Here is a 20,268-nt window from a genome sequence, read left to right as displayed (position 1 = left end):
AGCATTACGAGGGTGTCAAAACGTGCAGCAAAAGATCATCAACCCACAGGACTTGGCGTTTCAGCTCTACGAACTTCATAACGTAGAGCAGTTTCTCGTTTTTACTCGCTATTCTGATCACAGCCGTGAAACCCTTCAGGCCGCGCTTGAGCTGGCATTAAAAGTTGCCGCAGAGGAGTTTGCTCCCCATGCGCGGCTGGTTGACGAGGAAGAACCGCGCTTTGAAAACGGCCGGGTGAAGATGCGCCCGGAAGTGAAAAAAGCGTTGGGCGTGTTAAAAGACACCGGGTTGATGGCGGCTGGCCAGGATTATCACCGTGGTGGCATGCAGCTGCCGGCGGCCGTGGCTCAGATGTGTGTGGGTATGCTGAAAGGCGCTAATGTTGGTACTCAAGGCTATGCCGGCCTGACAATTGCTGCGGCTAATCTGATTATGGTGCAGGGCTCGCCGGAACAGCAGGCCCGTTTCGCTGAGCCGATGATGGCCGGTCGGTTCTTTGGCACTATGTGCCTGACAGAACCTCAAGCGGGCTCTTCTCTCGGAGACCTGTGCACCCGTGCGGAGCCTCAGCTGGACGGAACCTACCGCCTGTTCGGCAACAAGATCTACATCTCCGGTGGTGACCACGAATTAAGCGAGAACATCATTCACATGGTGCTCGCTCGTTTGCCGGGCGCGCCCTTGGGTGTTAAGGGCATTTCCCTGTTTTTGGTGCCGAAGATTCTGGTTAATGAAGACGGCAGCCTCGGTGAGCGGAATGATGTTGCGCTGGCGGGTCTGATTCACAAGATGGGGTACCGGGGCACCACCTCCACCATGCTCAACTTTGGTGAAAAGGACGGTGCAGTCGGCTACCTGGTGGGCGAGGCTAACAAAGGCCTGGCGGCTATGTTCCATATGATGAATGAGGCCCGCATTGGTGTTGGCTTAGGCTCTGTTATGCTCGGCTACACCGGTTATCTGCACGCGTTGGAATACGCTCGGGAGCGTCGTCAGGGTAGGCCCCTTGGTGAAAAAGACCCGAGCGCTCAGCAGGTGCCATTGATTCGTCACCCGGATATTCGCCGCATGCTGCTGGCCCAGAAAGCTTACGTGGAAGGCGGGTTGGCCTTATGCCTGCAGGGTGCGATGCTGGTGGATGAGAAAAAATTAGCCGCCACTGATGATCAGCGTAACTTGGCTGCAGGTCTGCTCGACTTACTGACTCCGGTGATCAAGTCCTGGCCTTCACGCTATTGCCTGGAGGCCAACAGCCTGGCGATTCAGGTACACGGTGGTTTTGGCTACACCCGGGAATACCCTGTGGAACAATTTTACCGGGATAACCGCCTGAACCAAATCCACGAAGGGACTCACGGTATTCAGGGCATTGATCTGTTGGGCAGAAAGGTTTCCATGGCTGGCGGCCGGTTTTATAAGGAACTGATGCTGCGCCTCGACGCAACCATTGCGGCAGCCTGCCAGGAATCACGGCTTGCAGAATCTGCTGAGCGTCTTGAACAGGCGATGAAAGCAATAACGGACGCTACAGAGGCGATTAACGGCGAGAAAATCAAGGGTGACAAAGAGAAGGCTCTGGCGAATGCCACGCTGTATCTCGATGCCTTTGGCCAAGTTGTGGTTGGCTGGCTCTGGCTTCGACAAGGGCTCGCAGCCATTGCAGGGTTGGCTGGCCAAGGTGAGCAAACCGCTGCGTTTTACGAAGGTAAAATCAAAACCTGCGAGTACTTCGCCCGCTACGAACTATCCGGTGTACTGAGCACCGCAGAACTGCTGAAAGCTGTTGATACCACTGCGCTGGAGATTCTTGAAGATCAGTTCTAGACACCTGAGCGGGATAATGGGAAAAAGCAGAAACTGTGTTTTGCCGGTCGAGATAGGTCGAAAAAATGGCCGCTAGAGAGAACATCGGGCCGGAGTTTACATCCACTCTAACGACAAAAGAGGAAACTCGCTATGAAGACCCGAATCACTGAATTGTTTGGTATTCGCTACCCCATCATCCAGGGTGGTATGCACCATGTAGGCTATGCCGAGCTGGCCTCGGCTGTCTCGAATGCTGGTGGCCTGGGTATCATTACGGGATTGACGCAGCCTACGCCGGAAGATTTAGCGCGAGAGATTGCGCGCTGCCATCAGATGACGGATATGCCTTTTGGCGTAAACCTGACTTTTCTACCCTCATTCAACGCTCCTCCTTATTCGGAGTATATCGACGCTATTATTCAAGGTGGTGTAACCGCCGTTGAAACAGCGGGGCGGAGCCCAGAACAGTATATGCCTCAGCTAAAGGCTGCCGGGATTAAGGTTATTCACAAATGTACCTCTGTGCGGCATTCACTGAAAGCAGAAAAAATAGGCTGCGATGCTGTCAGTGTCGATGGTTTTGAATGCGGTGGGCATCCTGGAGAGGACGATATACCGAACTTTATCCTGTTACCCCGGGCAGCCGACGAACTGACCATTCCGTTTGTCGCTTCGGGCGGCATGGCCGACGGGCGCAGCCTGGTAGCTGCGATGGCTCTGGGGGCGGAAGGCATGAATATGGGTACTCGCTTTTTGGCGACCAAAGAAGCCCCAATCCACGATAACGTCAAGCGAGCGATTGTTGAAGCTGATGAGCTTCAAACCCGCCTGATTATGCGTAATCTGCGCAATACGGAAAGGGTCATGAACAATGCCGCTGTGCAGGAAATTGAGCGGATTGAAAAAGAAAAGGGCGAGTCTGAAACCATTGATGATATCCGTCATTTGGTGACAGGAGCTAAAGGTCGCTTGGTTCTTCAGGAGGGCAAAATGGATGAGGCGGCATGGAGCTGCGGTATGGTTGCGGGGCTTATTCACGATGTTCCGAGCTGTGATGAGCTGATTCAACGCATCATGGCAGAAACAGAGTCAATCGTGCGTCAGCGGCTAGCCCGGTTCCTGGACAATTGAATGTGAGTGACTTGGTGAAAACAGCCGATACCCCCGAAGACGGAGTTTTAACTCTGAAGAGTAAAGAGGTTTGCCCCCAGTCCAGGAAGTTCGCCTTATTGTTAAACAAGCGCTTCGACCCGTGGAGGCAGCATCCGTTTTTGCTAAAAATCACATTTAAGGGTTCTTGATATAAGCACCCTTGCGCAAGTAGAACCACCAGTTCACCACCAGGCAAAGAGTATAGAACACCGCGAAGCCGTACATGGCGTACTCTGGGGTGCCAGCCTGAATCTGCTGGCCCAATAGTTTAGGCGCAATGAAGGCACCGTAGGCGGCGATCGCGCTGGTCCAACCCAGTACCGGGCCCTTCTGCTGCTGGTCGAAAATGTAGCCGATGCTGCGGAAGGTAGAGCCGTTGCCGATGCCGCTGGAGGCGAATATCACCACGAACAGAATCATAAAAATTGCGAACAGGCTGTTGGGATCGGTGGAGTTGTAGGCCAGCATCATCACGTAACCGGTGGCCACGGATGCAATCACCATAATCACCGAGATGACTTGGGTAACAATCGAACCTCCAACCTTATCGGAAATCCAGCCGCCCAGTGGGCGAATTAACGCGCCTACCAGTGGGCCAATCCACGCCCAGGTAAGGGCACTTGGTGCATCAGGATTCACAATACGGGTAATGGTGCCGTCTGCAGCCACATCCATCATATTGCCGAATATCACGCTGATAGACAGCGGCAGCGCAGCGGAAAAGCCGATAAAAGTGCCGAAAGTCAGAATGTATAGAACAGTCATTGACCAGGTGTGCTTGTTACTAAAAATCGCAAACTGATTTTTGATGTTGGGTTTGATGTCGCCTGGAATCAATCGCAGCAGCACAACGGTAAGCACAATAGTCAGCGGCAGTGCCAGCCACATATTCATTACGCTCAACGCCCATACGCCCGCCACGGAGGTGGCCAAACCTACGCCATACAGGCCCAGAATTTTGCCAAAGGCAGACAGTGGCGAGCCCGGGTTTGGGGTAACCACCTTCAGGTTGTTCATGCCGAACCAGCCCAAAAACGCCAGCGGAACCAGAAACACCAGCCAGATAAAGCCGGCGTTCTGAATCCAGGTATCGGTGCCGGCCTCAATGCGGCCAATCAGCGTGCCGCTGGGGTTCTGCAGCGCCAAAGGGTCGCCGGCCAAGGCGCCAAAAATGCCCACAGTCATGACTAGCGGAATCACCACCTGCATGGTGGTTACACCAAAGTTACCCAGCCCGGCGTTCATGCCCAGGCCGTAGCCCTGTTTGCTTTTGGGGTAGAAGGTACTGATGTTGCTCATCGAGCAGGCGAAGTTACCGCCGCCAATACCGGATAGCAGCGCCAATGCCTGAAACACAATGAACGGCGTATCCGGGTTCATCAGTGCAAGCCCGGTGCCGGCCGCCGGAATCAGCAGCAGCGCGGTGGTCAGAAACACGGTGTTTCGGCCACCGGCAATCTTGATCATGAACGAGGCGGGAATGCGCAGCGTCGCGCCGGCCAGACCAGCAATGGCCGACAGGGTAAAGAGCTGGTCGATGGTAAAGGGGAAACCCAGATTTTTCATCTGGGTGGTGATCATGCCCCACATCAGCCATACCGCAAAACCCATTATCAAGCTGGGGATAGAGATCCACAGGTTGCGCGAAGCAACGCTCTTGCCAGTCTGTTCCCAGAAGGTTTCGTTTTCGACATCCCAGTGTTCAATGTCGCCGTTGAGTTTGCCCATAATTGTGCTCCTTATGATACCCGACCTGACGGCGCACGAAAGCGCTAGCAGGCTACTTGGCATCATTGTGCAGAGAGCGGTGGGCAATCAGATTTGAGCAAAATCAAGGACGAGGAGCGGTATTCTGAAGAGTGTTTTGAAAAGACAGTTCCAGCTTGTAGGAGGGCATTTTTATACATATAAATCATAGTCTTAAAAAAGTAATACCTAGTGTTTGGTAGTTGCTGGGTCAGGCTGACGCAGTAGAGGTAGCCACTCGTTGCCGGGCCATTTTGCTCAGTCGCAGCAGCTCTAGTGCCATCAGCAGCCACGCTCCGGCCCACAACGCAGCGGAACACCACAGCATCTGTGGATGACTGAAGGGTTCGGTGCCCGCCGCAAAACGAAGTAAGGTGGCCGCGCCGATGGCAATAGCCAATGGCACTGTGCGTTTCGCTGGCGGCCATTGGCGGCAGGCACGCTGCCAGGCCAGCTTCAGCATTACGCTGCCGGCCAGTGTACCCAGTGCGCCAATGGTAATCATGTGCAGGCTGGCACTCATCGAACGCCCGCTCAAAAGCGCAATACCGGAGAGCAGGCCGCCGACCACCAGCCAGCTGTAACCGACTGCGAACACCATCAGATCGGGCCGTTCCAGGCAGCGCCAGAGCTTCCAGCGTGCAAGCCTTACGGCGGTGACCAGGGCCGCTGCAACCAACAAGGCGCCGGACGCGTGTCGCAGCGGAGGTATCAGGGAAAAAGGCAAGGCTGCGGCCAACAGAACAATCAGCGTACCCTCCATCCGAGGTTGCAGGCGAGCATTCAGGGCAACGCCCTTTTTATCCAGCGTGTTGGCCACCGAAGGCGCCAATATGCGCCCGCCCATAAACGTCATCAGCAACAACAGGCCAATAATCGCGGCGTGCATGATGCGAAATGGGCCTAATTCCGCGAGGTCACTTTGCCAGATGGCGGTGCGGCTCAGGCTGAATGCAACCGCCATGACTGCCAACGTGCCGATAAGTGGCCCTACCATTTTGTTGCGCCATTTTTTGGCGGCATGAAATCGCGGCAACACCACCGCTGCCAAAACCAGAGCAAACGCCGGGCTGAGCGCATTGGCCAACACCGTGTCGGGCATAAACCACCAGCTGATTCTTGCCGCCAGCCACAAAGCAAATAGCAGGTACAGGCGCTCTGGCGATTGCCGCCCCAGGGTATAGCCGGCAATCAATGCCAGGGCAAAGCCGAAAATCATTTCGTGGCCATGACCGGTATTCAGAAGCCCCGAAGGCCAGCCTCCGCCGCCTAGCACCGCCCATACCGACAGCGGTACCGCGACGGCCGCCAGAATTGCTGCGGCGGGGAAAAACAGCCAGAAAGCCTGGGGGCGAAAGGTCGGCATTAGAACATCCACAAAGTGTTTGGTCGCAAGTGCTAAGGTTACTAAAATTGAGCCGTTGTAGTCGACATATCCGCCAGGTTGCTACCAGTGAGTAGGATAGGCGTAATGTTGCAGCCCCAAGCTCCGCGGCCGATAATTCACGCTCTAACTTTTCAGGTGTTCAACCATGTCTGCATTTAACGCTGTTTTTCTGGATGTCACATCTTTGAACCAGAACGATCTTGACTTGGAACCGTTGCGCAACGTGTTCTCAAAACTAGACTGTTACGAGCACACATCTTCCGCCGAGATTGTTCCGCGTTTGCAAGGCGCGCAAGTAGCGATTGTGAATAAAGTGATGCTCAGTGCCGATGTGCTGAAGGCTTGCCCGGATTTGAAATTGATTCTGGTGTCGGCTACGGGTTTGAATAATGTGGACTTGCAAGCCGCAAAAGAAGCCGGCGTTTCGGTGTGTAATTGCCAGGGTTATGGCACCGCCACTGTTGCTCAGCACACCCTGATGTTGCTACTTGCGATGGCGACACGCCTGCCGGACTATCAAAGTGCGGTTCGAGAGGGACGTTGGGAAGCGTCTACCCACTTCTGCTTTCTGGACTTTCCGATTGTGGAGCTGGATGGAAAAACCTTGGGTGTTCTCGGCAATGGTGAGATTGGCAGCGCGGTAGCGCGCCTGGGCGAAGCTTTGGGCATGCGGGTGATTGCCGCCAATCTACCGGGCCGTTTGCCAAAAGCAGGACGGCTAAGCTTGGACGAGGTACTGCAGCAGGCCGACGCCATTACGCTGCATTGCCCGTTGAATGAAAATACCCGGCACCTGATCGGCGAGGCAGAATTGGCGAAAATGAAGCCTCGCGCATTCATTGTGAACACCGCTCGCGGCGGTTTGATTGACGAGCAAGCCTTGGCTGCCGCGCTGCGCCGGGGTCACTTGGGTGGAGCGGCAACGGATGTGCTGGTTCAAGAACCTCCGGTGGATGGCAACGTGTTACTGGCGCAGGATATTCCACGGCTGATTGTGACACCACACACCGCCTGGGGTAGCCAGGAGGCGCGGCAGAGAATCGTGGGTCAGGTGGCAGAAAATGCGGCAGCGTTTCGTTCCGGGAAGCCTGTGCGGCAGGTGGTTTAAGGGTTCACTGGCGCCGTCTCTAGCTATTTTTAGAGTGACCTGATGCCGCACTTTTCAGGCGTGAAAAGGTAGCGGGCACAACCCCGAGCCAGGCAGCCAATTGATTGTCTGGCACCCGTTTTGTGAGCTCTGGGTACTCTTCCTGCATCAGCGCATAGCGCTCGATTGCGGGCATGGTGTGTTTTCGAAACTCGCGCATACTGGCTAATTCGGCCAGTTCTTCTGTCAGTGCCAGCGCAAATTTGGGCCACTGGCCCTCACCGTGGCTTTGCACTTCCGAGCGAAATGCAGTGAAATCTGCCACCCACGCGGTGACCGGCATACTGCTGTTCAGGCATAAAGTATTCCGCACGGTACGGCTGCGACCGAACACCGGCCAAATAATATCGCCTTCCGAAAAAAAGTGATGGATGGCCACCTTACCGCTCGCTGTTTCGCGGAACATACGCATCACGCCATGCTGAATCAGGTACACATTGGCCCAGGGCTGGTCTTGTTTTTCCATAACCGTTTCAGCGTCTATTTTTCGCACGCTGAATAACTGGGCCAAATCACTCAGAAGCAGGTTTTCTGGCGCCGTCTTGTTGTCACTCAAACGTATACCAAAAACTCGGCTCAAACTGTTAAGCAAAAGCGTTTCAGGGGGCGCGTGCGGCAACTTAGCCATATCCGGATGTTGCTCCGACAACAGATGAGACGATGAGGACAGATCAGGCCGAAAAATACTGTTCATGGCGTTGCCTTCTCCTCATGGATAAAGTTGGTTATCCAGTTTAACAGATAACGAGTACTCAAAATGACTCCGATCATTAACGTTCCGTGGTCCCATTCTGCTAATAGTGTCGATGTTTTAAATACGTAAAATTCCGCTAATAGTTCAGCTATGTATTGCTTTTCCGAGCTGTCTTGAGGTTCATGCAGTGCTAGACTTGCGCGCTTTACGAATCGGGATAGAACTTCCATGGCAGCGGCGTTGGCGCTTCTCTTTAAATTGACACCGCTCTACGTCACAGTGGTGCTAGGCTGGCTGGCTGGACGTTATTTACAAGCCAGTGGTCGCCACATTGCTGGCATCATGTTGTATATCGTAACGCCCTCTATCGTGTTTTCCGGCGTGATGGCGGCACCCTTGACCACTGAAATCATTTTGTTGCCGTTTCTGGTGTTCGGTTTTTGCAGTTTTCTGGGTATTACCCACCAGGCATTGGCCCGGCGCTGGATTGGCGATAGCAGCGCCGCGCTTATACCGTTGTGTGTGGGCAGCCCCAACGCCGGCTATTTTGGCGTGCCGGTGGCACTGCTGTTATTCGGCGAGGAAGGGCTGGCAATCTATATTGTGTGCATGCTGGGTACATCGCTGTACGAAAGCTCAGTTGGCTTTTATCTGGCGGCCCGCGGCAATTACAGCGTGCCCGACGCGCTCAAACGGGTGGCGCGGTTGCCGTCTATGTATGCTTTTGCGCTGGCAGTAACGCTGAACCTGTCGGGCGTTGGCATCCCGCAGGTGTTCGAACCGCTGTTTGATAATTTACGCGGCACCTACAGTATTTTGGGCATGATGATTATTGGCATGAGCATATCCAGCTTTCGCGGGCTGGCAGGCAATCTACGTTTTACGGCCCTGGCCTTTTTCGGCAAGTTTGTATCTTGGCCGTTGCTGGCCAGTGCATTCTGGTGGCTGGATGCGACCTATATGGGAGTCTATTCAGACGCCGTGTACAAGGCTATTTTCCTGATTTCCATTACCCCGATTGCAGCCAATACGGTGGTGATTGCCACCATGCTGGACACATCGGTAAAACAGGCCGCTGGCACAGTGTTGTTATCGACGGTACTAGCACTGGTGACCATTCCCTTAATGGTGGCGCTGGCGTTTTAAGCGCTGGCGCTAACGTTTACGCTACTGGCGCCGCCACCCGTTATGTCAATTTCGTTGGGACAGCGCCTGAGTTTTTCATCGACAAGCCTATGGTAAGGTAGCTAACAAAGCGTCGCACATGCCATAAGGAGAAATATCGTGTTAAACCGGCTGCAGCGTCTGCTGGGATTGCAGACCATTCCGGGGGTGTTCTTTACCTCGGCAGGTATTGCCGTGTTGTTTGTGGCTTTGGCTATTCCCTTTGATGAGGCGGTGGCCGGTTTCTTTGGCGGCCTGACGGCCTGGGTTGCGCGCAATCTTGGTTGGTTTTACATCGTCACCGTCAGTTTTTTGCTGGTGTTTCTGCTGGGTTTGGCGTTTAGCCGCTTCGGCTCGATTCGCCTGGGTGCAGACGATTCGCGGCCGGATTACTCCAACCTCACCTGGTTCACCATGCTGTTTGCCGCTGGCATCGGCACCATCTTGATGTTCTGGGGCGTGGCCGAGCCGGTGTCACATTTTGCCAACCCACCATTTTCGGACGTACTCCCGGGCAGTGCCCGTGCCGCCCGTGATGCGATGACAATATCTTTGTACCATTTCGGGCTTCACACCTGGACAATTTTCGCCATGCCCGGCCTTGCCATCGCCTATTTTGCCTACCGCCATCACCTACCCATGCGCATCAGCAGTCTGTTCTATCCGGTCTTAGGTGATCGAATAAACGGGCCTTTGGGCTGGGCGGTGGACGTGATTGCGGTGCTGGGCACTTTGTTCGGGGTGGCGACGTCGTTAGGCCTGGGCACGCTGCAGCTCAATAGCGGCTTGAATTATTTGCTGGGCGTGCCCGTATCCGGTTCTGTGCAAGTGATGTTGATTGCGGTGATTGCCAGTATTGCCGCGGTGTCGGTGGCCTTAGGGCTGGATAAGGGCGTTCGTCGCCTGTCTCAGTTGAACATCATATTGGCGGGTGTTCTGGTTGCGTTTGTAGCGTTAGTCGGCCCAACGGTGTTTATCGCCGAAGGTATGGTGCAAGGCATAGGTGACTATTTAGACGCTTTGCCATGGTTAGCGTTCTGGACCCAAACCTTCAGTGAAACCAACTGGCAGCGCAAGTGGACTCTGTTTTACTGGGCCTGGACCATTTCCTGGGCGCCCTATGTGGGCATTTTTATTGCGCGTATTTCCCGCGGTCGTACCATCCGCGAATTTATTGCGGGCGTGCTGTTTGCGCCCACGGTGTTCACCCTGGTGTGGTTTGGAGTGTTTGGTCTGTCGGCCATACACATAGAGATGAACGGTCAGGTTGCGCTGGCCGCGCAGGTTGAGCAAAACCCTGCCGTCGCCATTTTTGCTTTTTTGCAGGCCTTGCCCTTTGCGCAGTTTTCATCATCGCTGAGCCTCATCATTATCGTGATCTTTTTCACCACCTCGTCAGATTCCGCGTCGCTGGTGATTGACATGCTGACTCGCCGTGACGATCAGCCATCGCTGGTGCGCCAGCGCATATTCTGGGCTGCAGCCCAAGGCGTGGTGGCGGCAAGCCTACTGCTGGCAGGCGGGTTAGATGCGTTGCAGAATGTGATTACGGCGCTGGGGTTGCCGTTCTGTATTTTGCTGATTTTTATGGCGGTGTCGCTGTTCAGGGCGTTGCGCGCAGACAGCCGAGGTTATTCGGTTGATGAATTAGTTCAAGGCCGTGCCTATGACACAGTGTCATCTACCAAAGACGTTAAACAGGAGCATCACGATGTTTCATAGAATACTGTTGGCGATTGACACCGAAGACGACGACGAAGCCAAACACACCCTGGCCGAAGGCGTTCGCTTGCTGGCTGAGGGCGGCGAGCTGCACCTGGCGAGTGTATTCAGCCCGGGCGGAGCAGGATTTTTTCCTCACGTGAGTGACGATACTCCGCAAGACCGCGAGAAGGTGGTGCGGGACAAACTGAACCTGCTGGCGCGCAAATACCTGCCGATGAACCAGGCCGCGCATTTACACGTGATGTGCGGTACACCCTCGGAAAAGCTGGTGGCTCTGGCGGCACAGGCTGAGGTCGATTTGTTGCTACTGGTGTCTCGCGGTCCGGGGGGGCTCTGGCCGTTGCGTCGGGCGACGGTAGAATACGTTACCGTGAATGCGCCCTGCGCTGTGCTGGTTATGCCGGTTGTTGCTGTGGCGGAAAACGCAGGGGCCATTGCCCCGTCTGGCAATGAAGAGGCTGAAGAAAACCGCTGAGCACCTGTTTCAGGGCCGGTGTTAAAAGCCGCTTCAGGACCGGCGCTCCTGTGCCAGTGCGCTGATGTCGTCACGAATTTGCGCCACGGTCAGGTCAGGCCTTAGCAACAGCCGCGCTTTGCCGAGAGTATCAAACACATACACACCGGCGCTGTGAGACACATTATAGTTGTTGTTCTCATCCGGCTCGTCGTAACCGAAGGTGGTGCGGTAGCGCTTTGCCAGCTGTCGAAGCTGGGGCTCGCTGCCGGTCACGCCGGCAATTCGGTCACCGTAAAAATGGGTGTAGGCAGCAATCTGTTCAGGTGTGTCCCGGTTCGGGTCCACGCTGACAAACATAATGGTCACCCGTTCACGCTCGTTGTCGGGTAGTTTACCTACGGCTTGGGATAGCCGTGCCAGCGTGGTGGGGCAAATGTCCGGGCAGTGGGTGAAACCAAAAAACACCAATCGCACCTGGCCCTCAGAGTCGCTGGCGTTTACCGCTTCGCCTTGGGTGTCTATAAGTTCGAATTCCAAAGGCGGCATCAGCCCGCTGATGTCTTTGCCGTGCCATTCACGGTTACTCTGATCACAGCCCACCAGCGCAAAGGCAGCCAGCAATAGCGCCATTAGACCGGCGATTCTTTTGCCTGAAACGAAAGTCGGCATAACGGTGTACTCCTCTCAGGTGTTCATGTGTCCAGACGATTTGATCAGCGCTGCGGGCTGTTTTGGATAACGGCCATCTTCGTGCATGGCCCGGCGCAAAATAATCAAAATACCCAGCACGCTCATCATCGCCGGTGGAATCCAGGTCAGCAAGCCGCCAAGCAACTGATCAGTCTCTGGCGCCAGCGGCCAGGCGCGGCCGCACACCTCGTAAACGTCGTACACCATGCCCCGTGAAAACACGATCCAGGCGCCTAGCAGCATTTGCGGAACCGCCACCAACGCCAGCAGCAGCATCCGTTTGCCGTAGCCCAGAGCGTTGGTTATATAAGGGGAACGGGGATCGAATATCAGCCACCAGAACAGCAGACCGTCTAACAGCATGCTCCAGTTCATTATCCAGTAAAGCTGGCGGCTGAGCATGGCGTCGAAGTGGATGCCGGGCGACAGCCAGAAATAAACCAGGCCCACGAACAACACCGGCGCTACTACCGGATTTTGTAAAACGCGGTAACTCAGCTGCACGGGCGCCAGCCAGGGTCGTGCACCCTGGGGGATTTTACGGCCCCAGAAACGCATTATCGGTAAAGGATTGGACAACGCGATCAAAACCGGGCCCACGTGATGCAGGACCAGGTGCTGGCCTCGGTGAACAAAAAACATGTATTGGGAATAGTAATCGAAGGCGGTTTGCATCACTGCGTAACACATCACCACGCCCACCACGAAGGTGACAATGCGCCCGGGGCCGGGCCGCTCGCTAGCGGGCATGCGTAGAAGCGCCACGCCATAAAACACCATGACCAGCATATAGCTGGTGATGGTCAAAGGTGAAAAATCGTAGGGCAGCAGGGCATTGACGCCGTTCATAGGTGCTACTCGAAATTGCTCTGTTGCAAGCGCTGGCGCAGATGTGTTGTTTTCTTCACTAGAGTGTTGACCTCCATTGCCTTTATTTCAAGTTTAGAGCCTACCTAACCTGGGGTATCACCAAAAAAAGGTTGTGAAGAACGGGTTTTTAAACCAATATTCAATATAAATTTTATAGATTGCGCTAGTCGCAAAGGATTTCTACAGATGACGTTTTACCAGCCTGTCGGTAATGAAATTGAACTCTTCCATGCCGCCGCGAACAACGGCCTGCCGGTTCTGATCAAAGGCCCGACAGGCTGCGGCAAAACCCGCTTTGTTCGTTACATGGCCGAACAACTGAAGCGGCCGGTTTATACCGTCGCCTGCCACGACGACCTGACGGCAGCAGACCTGGTAGGGCGGCACCTGATCGGCCCGCAAGGCACCTACTGGCAAGATGGGCCCTTGGCCCGCGCGGTTCGTGAAGGCGGCATTTGTTACCTGGATGAAGTGGTAGAAGCGCGTAAAGACACCACGGTTGTCCTGCATCCGCTGGCGGATGACCGCCGCGAACTGCCGATTGAGCGCACTGGTGAGCTGCTGACGGCAGCACCGGGTTTTATGCTGGTGGTTTCCTACAACCCGGGTTATCAGAGTCTGTTGAAAGGCATGAAACCAAGCACCCGCCAAAGATTTGTATCGCTTCGGTTTGATTACCCCTCGGAGGAAATAGAGCAAACCATCGTGCTGGAAGAATCCGGTTGCGACCGTGACCTTGCAAAGCAACTGGTTAGCCTGGCGACAGCGCTGCGCAACCTGAAAGATCACGATCTGGAAGAAGCCGCATCCACGCGGTTGCTGATTCACACAGCTCTGCTGATAGGCGCAGGTTTGCCCGCAGCGGTCGCTTGCCGCGCGGGTATGATCGAGCCGCTGTCAGACGACGAAGCGACCGTTAGTTCATTGATGGAGGTGGCATATGCAGTATTCGGGCGCCCAGACGAAACCCGTTAGCGGAGCGGTTTTACCGGTTATCTGGTACCTGCTGAATCTATTGGTAATGCCGGTAATCGGCTTTGTGATCTTGCTCTGGATGTATGTCGGAAGTTCCGGGGTCAACGAACTACGCCGTGCCCACACGCGAGCTGCCCTTTATATGTCGCTCATTGGCTTCACTTTGATCAGTTCGGGTGTTGCCATCAGCTGGATGTTCTTCGCCGATGTAAGGCATTTCGGAACCTTTGCCTTGGTGTGGGCCATCGCGTTGCACACGGGCTTTGTGCTCTGGGGAATGGTTTCTTTGGCGCAAGCCATGTCTGATAAGAGGCCTTTATTTCCCGCGAAGTGGCTCTAAATGAGGAGTTGAAGACACCTTCCCTGATGCCAAACGCAGAATTTTAGTGTGACCAGAAAACGATACCCTCACGTAATTGCATGAAACCCCGCAACCGCAACAATCACTACCGGCGCCCATAGTTGAGCCGCTAACCGCCACCCAGGGGGTGCATTCTTCATCTCCATGAAGTGATCCACCAGCAGCAAAGATTTTACGATCACCATTCCAAAAACCAGCCAGGCCAGAAAATCAGGGCTTATACCGGACTTAAGCGCAATGACCGGTAAAGCCGTGCAAATCATCAGGGCAAAATAAACCGTCAACATTGTCAGCCCTTTTTAAGCGAGTACGTAGAGCACCGGAAACAGTGCCAGCCATACCAGATCCACCATGTGCCAATAAGAGGCACCAGATTCCATGCTGTTCATGTCGGAGCCCCCGCAGTCTCTGTTGCCTATTCTTACGGCAAGCACCATCAAAACAATCTGCCCCAGTGTCACGTGCATAAGGTGGAAGAAGGTCAGGAAGAAATAAAACATGAAGAAAGTATCTGTGCCGAGGTTATAGCCCTGGCTGTACAGATTCACGTATTCATAAAGTTTGCCAACGGTGTAAATGCAGGAGACAGCAACCGCAAGCCAAAGGCGCCACTGCGCGCCGGAGAGCTTGTCACGGGACTGGTGGACAGCAGTCGCGACCAGATAGCTGGAGGTGATTAGCGCAGCGGTGTTCAGCAGCCCTATCCAAGTGTGCAGAAGATCACGGCCGGCGTGGAAGGTGGCTGGGTCGAGGCTGCGGGCCACGGCAAAACCGATGAGCATGATTCCGAATACCGTTAGCTCGGCGAAAATGAATATCCACACAGCGACGTCTCCGGGAAGCTGATGGCGGTCTAACTCCGGCTCAAGAATTAGACCTGTCATATCACTGAGTCAGGTTCAGGTAGAGTTTGGGGAGCTGCAACGGCAGCTGCGCCGGGTCGCGAATCACCACGTAATTATGACTGCCGAAGACATAGGGCAGGTACTCGCTGGCCTCGTCATCAATGGTGACACAAAACGGGGTCAGGCCAGCTTTGATGGCTTCCTGCACTGCCATGCGTGTGTCTTCTATACCGTAGCGGCCTTCATACAAATCCAAGTCGTTGGGCTTGCCATCGGTCAGCAACAACAGGACCTTCTGTTGTTCGTGGCGCGCTCCTAAAAGCTTGGTGGCCTGACGGATCGCGGCGCCCATGCGGGTATAGAAGCCCGGTTCCAGCGCCTGAATTCGGCCCCGAATGGTGCTGGTATAAGTTTCATCAAAACCTTTTAGATGATGGAATCGCACGTAGTCACGCCGTCGTGATGAAAACGCAAACAGGGCGAAGGGGTCGCGGCTGGCCTGTAAGGCTTCGCTGAGCAGTTGCAAGCCGTCCCGGGCAATGTCGATGACTCGCTGCTGGTTGTTTATATAGGTCTCGGTTGAGAGCGACACATCCGCCAGCACCAGACAGGCGAGGTCGCGCTGGCTCTGCTGGCAGCGGCGAAACAGCTTCTGATCAATCGCGCCCTGACCGCGCCGGTTCTGAACTTCCCTTTCCAGGCAGGCGTCCAGGTCCAGCTCGTCGCCGTCCAGCTGTCGTTTGTGCCACTGTTTGAGGGGCTTGAGCGCGCTGAATTGGCGCTGCAGACGTTTGGCGGGTCGGCGCAGTGCTTCCGGAAGCTCCGCAGGCTCAGCGTTTTTTGCCAGCATAGGTTGCACGCAGCAGAAGGCTTCCCGGTAGCTCTGGCTGCGCCAGTCCCACTCCGGCAAATGAATACCCGGGCCAAGGCGCAGGTCGTCGTGTTCTTCCGAGGGCAGATCCAGGTCAAACTTGATCGACGACGACGTCTCCTTGCGGTCATTGGACACAGAGATCATGTCCATATCGTCCGCAACCGCCTCGGCATCTTCTTCTTTAGTGTCGTCGCCTGCACGGTCAACCGGAATGAATTCGGTCCAGGAAAACAGACTTTCCAGGCGAAAGATCATCAGCCCCTGATCGCGGTCGAAGGCCTCTACGCGCTCTGCCTGGTGGCGCTTGTTTTTCTTGGTCAGTCCCCCGGGGCTCGATTGAGTGTCCTCGTCGCCGGTTACCGGTCCGTTAGCTTTTCCTTGTTCCAGAGCCGGGTACAACCAAAGAATGACCGGCCAGGGATCGGTTCCAGCCGCGGGCAGGGCAGCAACGCTGCCCGGATGGATAAGCGCTTGGCGGATCGCCTGTTCACGGACGGCTTCCTCGGCCGATAGGCCCTCTGGATCGGGACGCCTGCGCAGAACTTGTTTCACCAGGCGCTGGTAAACACGCTCCAGCCCCGGCCAACGGGCGATCACATCCTGAACCAGTGCCTGATTGCCGGTAAACCAGTCACTATCAGCCGGAGCCGGGTTAGCCGCGAGTGCGGCCAGCCATATATAGAGTTCCCGGTTCAGGCGTTTGGATGGGAATTTAGCCACTTTTTCTGGCAGGCGCAGATTTTGCTCATCCCGCCAGGCCAGCTCAAATTTACGGTGTGTTCCGGCAATTTTGTGCAAAAACCGTCGGCGCAGGCGAAAGTGCCTGGGCTCTGCCGTCACCAGGCTGAGTGCCGGATCACCCCCGAAGGCGCGGAACACAATGCCAAGGCTGCGAGCTTCGTCTTTTAGATAAACGGCGTGCTCGGGGAATTCCCCGAGAGCCTGGCGGGTAATGTATTCGTGCCACTTGTAGCCGACCCACTCTTCCATCTTGAACTCCTGTTACGCCCGTTGTTTGTCGGGTTTGCCGGCAAGCTGGTGAATGCGAATCACAGGGCCAGAAGCAGATTCCGGTCCTGTGATTGTGAGGGTGGCGGGCTTACGCGTCCTGAAGTGCCGGGCCACGAACTTCGTCGTCAAAGGACGCTTGTCCTTTAATGAAGAAGCTGCAGAGGTACACCACCAACCCGACTGAAAAGAAGCAGCCAGCGGTCAGGCGCGCCCAGTAAAACATCGCAATCTTGTCCTGGGTGACCATAAACGACAGTGCTTCACCGCTTTCTGGCATACGTTGCAGCCAGATTTGCAGGATGCCCGCACCCGTCAGGAACAGGGTGATAAACACCATGGAGATGGTCATCAACCAGAATCCCCACATTTCCACCACTTGGGCCTTGTTGCTGTTGCCGTAAGGCCGGCCACGCATGATCGGCATGGCGTAGGAAATGATGGTGAGCACGATCATCACATAGGCGCCGTAAAACGCCATATGGGCATGGGCCGCAGTAATCTGACTGCCGTGGGTGTAGTAGTTTACCGGTGCCAGCGTATGCAGAAAGCCCCACACGCCTGCGCCCAGAAACGCCATCACAGCGGTGCCCATAGCCCACAGAGTCGCGGCCTTATTGGGGTGGTTGCGCTTGCGCCGGTTGATCATAGTGAAGGCAAATAACACCATCATGAAAAATGGCAGGGGTTCCAGTGCCCCGAACACAGAGCCCAGCCATAGCCAGTACTCGGATGGCCCGATCCAGAAGAAGTGGTGACCGGTGCCGATGATGCCGGTAATCAGCGCCATGGCAATGATGATGTATAGCCACTTCTCGATGACTTCCCGATCTACGCCAGTAATTTTGATCAGCACGAAGGCCAAGATGGCGCCCATGATCAGTTCCCATACACCTTCAACCCACATGTGTATTACGAACCACCAATAGTACTTGTCTGTGGTTAGGTTTTCGGGGTTGTAGAAGGAGAACATCCAGAGCACGGTCAGGCCAATCAGGCCGGTGATCAATATAATATTGACCACGGTTTTTCGGCCTTTGAGGGCGGTCATCAAGATGTTGAACAGAAACCCGACGAACACCAGGGCCAAGCCTATTTTGGTAATAGTGGGTTGTTCCAGAAACTCCCGGCCCATGGTGGGCAACAGTTTGTTCATGGTGACGTCAGCCAGAGTGGCGTAATCCACAAACAGGTAACCCAGAATGGTCAGCGTGCCGGCAACGGCAAACACCCAGAACAGGATCCACGCAAGCAATGGGCTGTAAAGCTCGGTTTGCGCTTCTTCCGGAACCAGGTAGTAGGTTGCACCCATAAAGCCGAACAACAGCCAAACGATCAGCAGATTGGTGTGAACCATCCGGGCAACGTTGAAGGGTATTTCCGGGAACAGAAAATCACCCACCACGTACTGCAGGCCTAAAATCAGACCAAACAGGATCTGGCCGGCAAACAGAATCAAGGCAAAGATGAAGTAGGGCATGGCGACCCGTTGAGACTCGTATTTCATATTTTTTCCTTAGCCTTCGATGTTGGGTGGCCAGCCGTTATCGTCAATCTTGGACGTCCACTCGAGGAACGATGCCAGATCTTCGATTTCCTGGTCTGTCAGGTTGAATTGCGGCATTTGCCGGCGGCCGGGTGCTTTGGTCGGCATGGCGTTCATCCAGGCATTCATGTACGCCTTGAACACGTCGCTGTTGCCGGCGCCGCGGCGGTCGAATACGTTGCCCAGCTCCGGCGCAAAGTAGGCGCCTTCACCCATAAGCGAATGACAGCCAATACAGTTGTTGTTTTCCCAAAGGTGCTTGCCATTAACAACCTGCTCGATGAGCTGGTCCCGGTTATCCCGCTCGGGCATCGCCCGCGATTGAGTGTCAAAAGTTAGAGCCAGAAACAGCAGGATGAAGAACGTGCTTCCTCCCAGATAGATGTTTCTGGCCATGCTTTTGGTAAAGCGTTCGGCCATTAGACTGCCCCTTGGTTGATGTGTAATACCTGACGAACCCGCGATCGAGCCCAGAAGATGTATCAGTAATGAATATTATCAGCCGTTAAGACAGTTCATGCCAGAAGGCAAGGGGGTTACCTCTAAAGAGGCATGCGGCAGGATTGGCGGGTTTTTCGGTTAGCGGAACACCGTCTTTACTTCGTTGCTAACCAGGCTTTTGGCTTCAGAAATATCCATTCGAGCATGGCGCACAACACTGATGCCGGCCGATATTGCGAGGGTGCCCATAATGGCGGCAACGCTAAGGTCCGGCCAGGCGCTTCCTGTTCCGAACACGCCCAGAGCGGCTGCCATCACGGCCAGGTTGCCGATGGCGTCATTCCGGGTGCACAGCCAGACCGAGCGCATATCAGAGTCGCCATCCCGAAAACGAAATAGCACAAAGGCAACACTCACGTTGGCAATCAGAGCCAGCAGACCAATCGTGCCCATGGTAAAGGGTTCGGGAGTAACGCCCTGTTCTATCACCCAAAGCGCACGGGCCCAAACCACAATGCCGAACAGCGTCATGGTAATGCCTTTAATCATGGCCGCGCGCCCGCGCCAGAGCATGCCGAGAGACAGAACGGAAAGTGACAGAATGTAGTTGGCGCTATCGCCAAAGAAGTCGATGGCGTCTGCCATCAGGGAAACCGAACCAGATTGCAAACTGGCAGCACCTTCCACGAAAAACATGGCCAGATTAACCCAAAGGGCGATCCACAGTGCGCGGCGAAAACCCGGAGCCGGGGACTTTAGTACTGGACCAGAGCAACCGCACGCCATAAACACCTCCTTTTATTTGGTAGGTGTGTATTAAAAACCCTGTAGTTGCTACAGGGTCAATGTCCGGCAAGCTGTTTGGGAAACTTTTTAGTGGTTGCTCGGTTTAGTAGTCACATGGTTTAGTGGCTACCTGGTTTGTGAGTTCCGGGCACGTGATTGCGCTGGTCTGTGTCTTTGCCGGACAGGCCGCCCAGCTCTGAACTCAGGCCCCCATGATGCCGCACTGCTCAACGGTGCCTGTCTTTGAACAGGCCTGTTGCAATTGCTGCAGGGCCGTTTCAAGATTTGCGAGCTCACTCAACCGGTCGCGCACGTGGATCAGGTGACGGGCCAGAAGTGCATCCACTTCATGGCAGTCTGCTTCGGGGTTTTCGGACAGCCGAATCAACTCGCGGATTTCGTCCTGGGTCATATCAAGGTTACGGCAGCGCTTGATGAACAAAAGACGGTTCAAGTGTGCATTGCCATAAACACGGTAATCGCTGGCGTCCCGATCCGGTTTGAGTAGTAAACCGATTTTTTCATAGTAGCGAATCGTTTCGACGGGAACGGATGCGTGCCCGGATACCTCACCAATTTTCATCGCATCGGGT

General features: G+C 54.9%; 20 protein-coding genes. 8 read left to right on the top strand and 12 right to left on the bottom strand.

Annotated features, from left to right (window positions below; all coding sequences use genetic code 11):
- Window positions 1-22: 22 nt before the first annotated feature.
- Both ABA45_RS15025 and ABA45_RS15020 read left to right on the top strand, forming a co-directional pair.
- Entirely contained in the window at window positions 23-1,825 is a 1,803-nt protein-coding gene (locus ABA45_RS15025; RefSeq protein ID WP_048387450.1) for an acyl-CoA dehydrogenase, read from the top strand.
- Between the two features lie 132 nt (window positions 1,826-1,957).
- On the top strand, window positions 1,958-2,938 hold the full coding sequence (locus tag ABA45_RS15020) for an NAD(P)H-dependent flavin oxidoreductase (protein WP_048387447.1): 981 nt from the start codon (window positions 1,958-1,960) through the stop codon (window positions 2,936-2,938).
- Window positions 2,939-3,094: 156 nt separating this feature from the next.
- On the opposite strand, the gene ABA45_RS15015 is transcribed toward ABA45_RS15020, so the two are convergent.
- Window positions 3,095-4,687 (bottom strand): MFS transporter, encoded by a 1,593-nt coding sequence (locus tag ABA45_RS15015; RefSeq protein ID WP_048387444.1) that lies wholly within the window; start codon window positions 4,685-4,687, stop codon window positions 3,095-3,097.
- Window positions 4,688-4,916: 229 nt separating this feature from the next.
- Complete coding sequence (locus ABA45_RS15010) at window positions 4,917-6,071, bottom strand: NnrS family protein (protein WP_048387441.1); 1,155 nt, start codon at window positions 6,069-6,071, stop codon at window positions 4,917-4,919.
- Window positions 6,072-6,237: 166 nt separating this feature from the next.
- Between ABA45_RS15010 and ABA45_RS15005 the strand changes: the two genes are divergently transcribed.
- Entirely contained in the window at window positions 6,238-7,200 is a 963-nt protein-coding gene (locus ABA45_RS15005) for a 2-hydroxyacid dehydrogenase (protein WP_048387438.1), read from the top strand.
- A gap of 19 nt (window positions 7,201-7,219) precedes the next feature.
- On the opposite strand, the gene ABA45_RS15000 is transcribed toward ABA45_RS15005, so the two are convergent.
- Window positions 7,220-7,933 (bottom strand): Crp/Fnr family transcriptional regulator, encoded by a 714-nt coding sequence (locus ABA45_RS15000; protein ID WP_048387436.1) that lies wholly within the window; start codon window positions 7,931-7,933, stop codon window positions 7,220-7,222.
- A 228-nt stretch (window positions 7,934-8,161) separates the two neighbouring features.
- Here ABA45_RS15000 and ABA45_RS14990 point away from each other — a divergent pair, with 228 nt between their 5' ends.
- The 3 genes from ABA45_RS14990 to ABA45_RS14980 all read left to right on the top strand — a co-directional run bounded on the left by ABA45_RS14990 (window position 8,162) and on the right by ABA45_RS14980 (window position 11,297).
- Window positions 8,162-9,079, top strand: a complete 918-nt coding sequence (locus ABA45_RS14990; RefSeq protein WP_048387430.1) for an AEC family transporter — start codon at window positions 8,162-8,164, stop codon at window positions 9,077-9,079.
- 138 nt (window positions 9,080-9,217) lie between these two features.
- On the top strand, window positions 9,218-10,819 hold the full coding sequence (locus ABA45_RS14985; protein WP_048387429.1) for a BCCT family transporter: 1,602 nt from the start codon (window positions 9,218-9,220) through the stop codon (window positions 10,817-10,819).
- Window positions 10,809-11,297, top strand: coding sequence for a universal stress protein (locus tag ABA45_RS14980; protein WP_048387427.1), 489 nt, complete (start codon window positions 10,809-10,811; stop codon window positions 11,295-11,297). The genes ABA45_RS14985 and ABA45_RS14980 overlap by 11 nt, the downstream gene beginning before the upstream one ends.
- A gap of 33 nt (window positions 11,298-11,330) precedes the next feature.
- Here ABA45_RS14980 and ABA45_RS14975 read toward each other — a convergent pair whose 3' ends face one another.
- Both ABA45_RS14975 and ABA45_RS14970 read right to left on the bottom strand, forming a co-directional pair.
- Window positions 11,331-11,948, bottom strand: a complete 618-nt coding sequence (locus ABA45_RS14975; RefSeq protein ID WP_048387424.1) for an SCO family protein — start codon at window positions 11,946-11,948, stop codon at window positions 11,331-11,333.
- Between the two features lie 15 nt (window positions 11,949-11,963).
- A complete protein-coding gene (locus ABA45_RS14970) occupies window positions 11,964-12,818 on the bottom strand; it encodes a cytochrome c oxidase assembly protein (protein ID WP_048387422.1) in 855 nt (284 codons plus the stop codon).
- Window positions 12,819-13,025: 207 nt separating this feature from the next.
- Between ABA45_RS14970 and ABA45_RS14965 the strand changes: the two genes are divergently transcribed.
- Window positions 13,026-13,814: a CbbQ/NirQ/NorQ/GpvN family protein gene (locus ABA45_RS14965; RefSeq protein ID WP_048387420.1), complete on the top strand. Its 789-nt coding sequence runs from the start codon at window positions 13,026-13,028 to the stop codon at window positions 13,812-13,814.
- Window positions 13,780-14,154, top strand: coding sequence for a hypothetical protein (locus ABA45_RS14960; protein ID WP_048387417.1), 375 nt, complete (start codon window positions 13,780-13,782; stop codon window positions 14,152-14,154). The genes ABA45_RS14965 and ABA45_RS14960 overlap by 35 nt, the downstream gene beginning before the upstream one ends.
- Before the next feature lie 68 nt (window positions 14,155-14,222).
- Here the strand turns inward: ABA45_RS14960 and ABA45_RS14955 are convergent, their stop codons facing one another.
- The 7 genes from ABA45_RS14955 to ABA45_RS14925 all read right to left on the bottom strand — a co-directional run bounded on the left by ABA45_RS14955 (window position 14,223) and on the right by ABA45_RS14925 (window position 20,258).
- Complete coding sequence (locus ABA45_RS14955) at window positions 14,223-14,462, bottom strand: cytochrome C oxidase subunit IV family protein (RefSeq protein WP_048387415.1); 240 nt, start codon at window positions 14,460-14,462, stop codon at window positions 14,223-14,225.
- A 12-nt stretch (window positions 14,463-14,474) separates the two neighbouring features.
- Window positions 14,475-15,059: a cytochrome c oxidase subunit 3 gene (locus ABA45_RS14950; protein WP_048387413.1), complete on the bottom strand. Its 585-nt coding sequence runs from the start codon at window positions 15,057-15,059 to the stop codon at window positions 14,475-14,477.
- A 1-nt stretch (window position 15,060) separates the two neighbouring features.
- The gene (locus ABA45_RS14945) at window positions 15,061-16,884 is read right to left on the bottom strand and encodes a nitric oxide reductase activation protein NorD (protein ID WP_048387410.1); all 1,824 of its coding nucleotides are present in this window, start codon (window positions 16,882-16,884) and stop codon (window positions 15,061-15,063) included.
- A 109-nt stretch (window positions 16,885-16,993) separates the two neighbouring features.
- Window positions 16,994-18,409, bottom strand: a complete 1,416-nt coding sequence (locus tag ABA45_RS14940) for a cbb3-type cytochrome c oxidase subunit I (RefSeq protein ID WP_014872431.1) — start codon at window positions 18,407-18,409, stop codon at window positions 16,994-16,996.
- Window positions 18,410-18,418: 9 nt separating this feature from the next.
- Window positions 18,419-18,868: a c-type cytochrome gene (locus ABA45_RS14935; protein ID WP_048387406.1), complete on the bottom strand. Its 450-nt coding sequence runs from the start codon at window positions 18,866-18,868 to the stop codon at window positions 18,419-18,421.
- Window positions 18,869-19,027: 159 nt separating this feature from the next.
- On the bottom strand, window positions 19,028-19,675 hold the full coding sequence (locus ABA45_RS14930) for a cation diffusion facilitator family transporter (RefSeq protein WP_048387404.1): 648 nt from the start codon (window positions 19,673-19,675) through the stop codon (window positions 19,028-19,030).
- Between the two features lie 202 nt (window positions 19,676-19,877).
- On the bottom strand, window positions 19,878-20,258 hold the full coding sequence (locus ABA45_RS14925; RefSeq protein WP_227506051.1) for a Cd(II)/Pb(II)-responsive transcriptional regulator: 381 nt from the start codon (window positions 20,256-20,258) through the stop codon (window positions 19,878-19,880).
- Window positions 20,259-20,268 lie beyond the last annotated feature (10 nt).

The sequence above is a fragment of the Marinobacter psychrophilus genome, assembly GCF_001043175.1.
GTDB classification, from domain to species: Bacteria; Pseudomonadota; Gammaproteobacteria; order Pseudomonadales; family Oleiphilaceae; genus Marinobacter; species Marinobacter psychrophilus.
The sequence above is the reverse complement of the archived record's forward strand: the minus strand, read 5'-3'. Positions and strand labels throughout refer to the sequence as shown.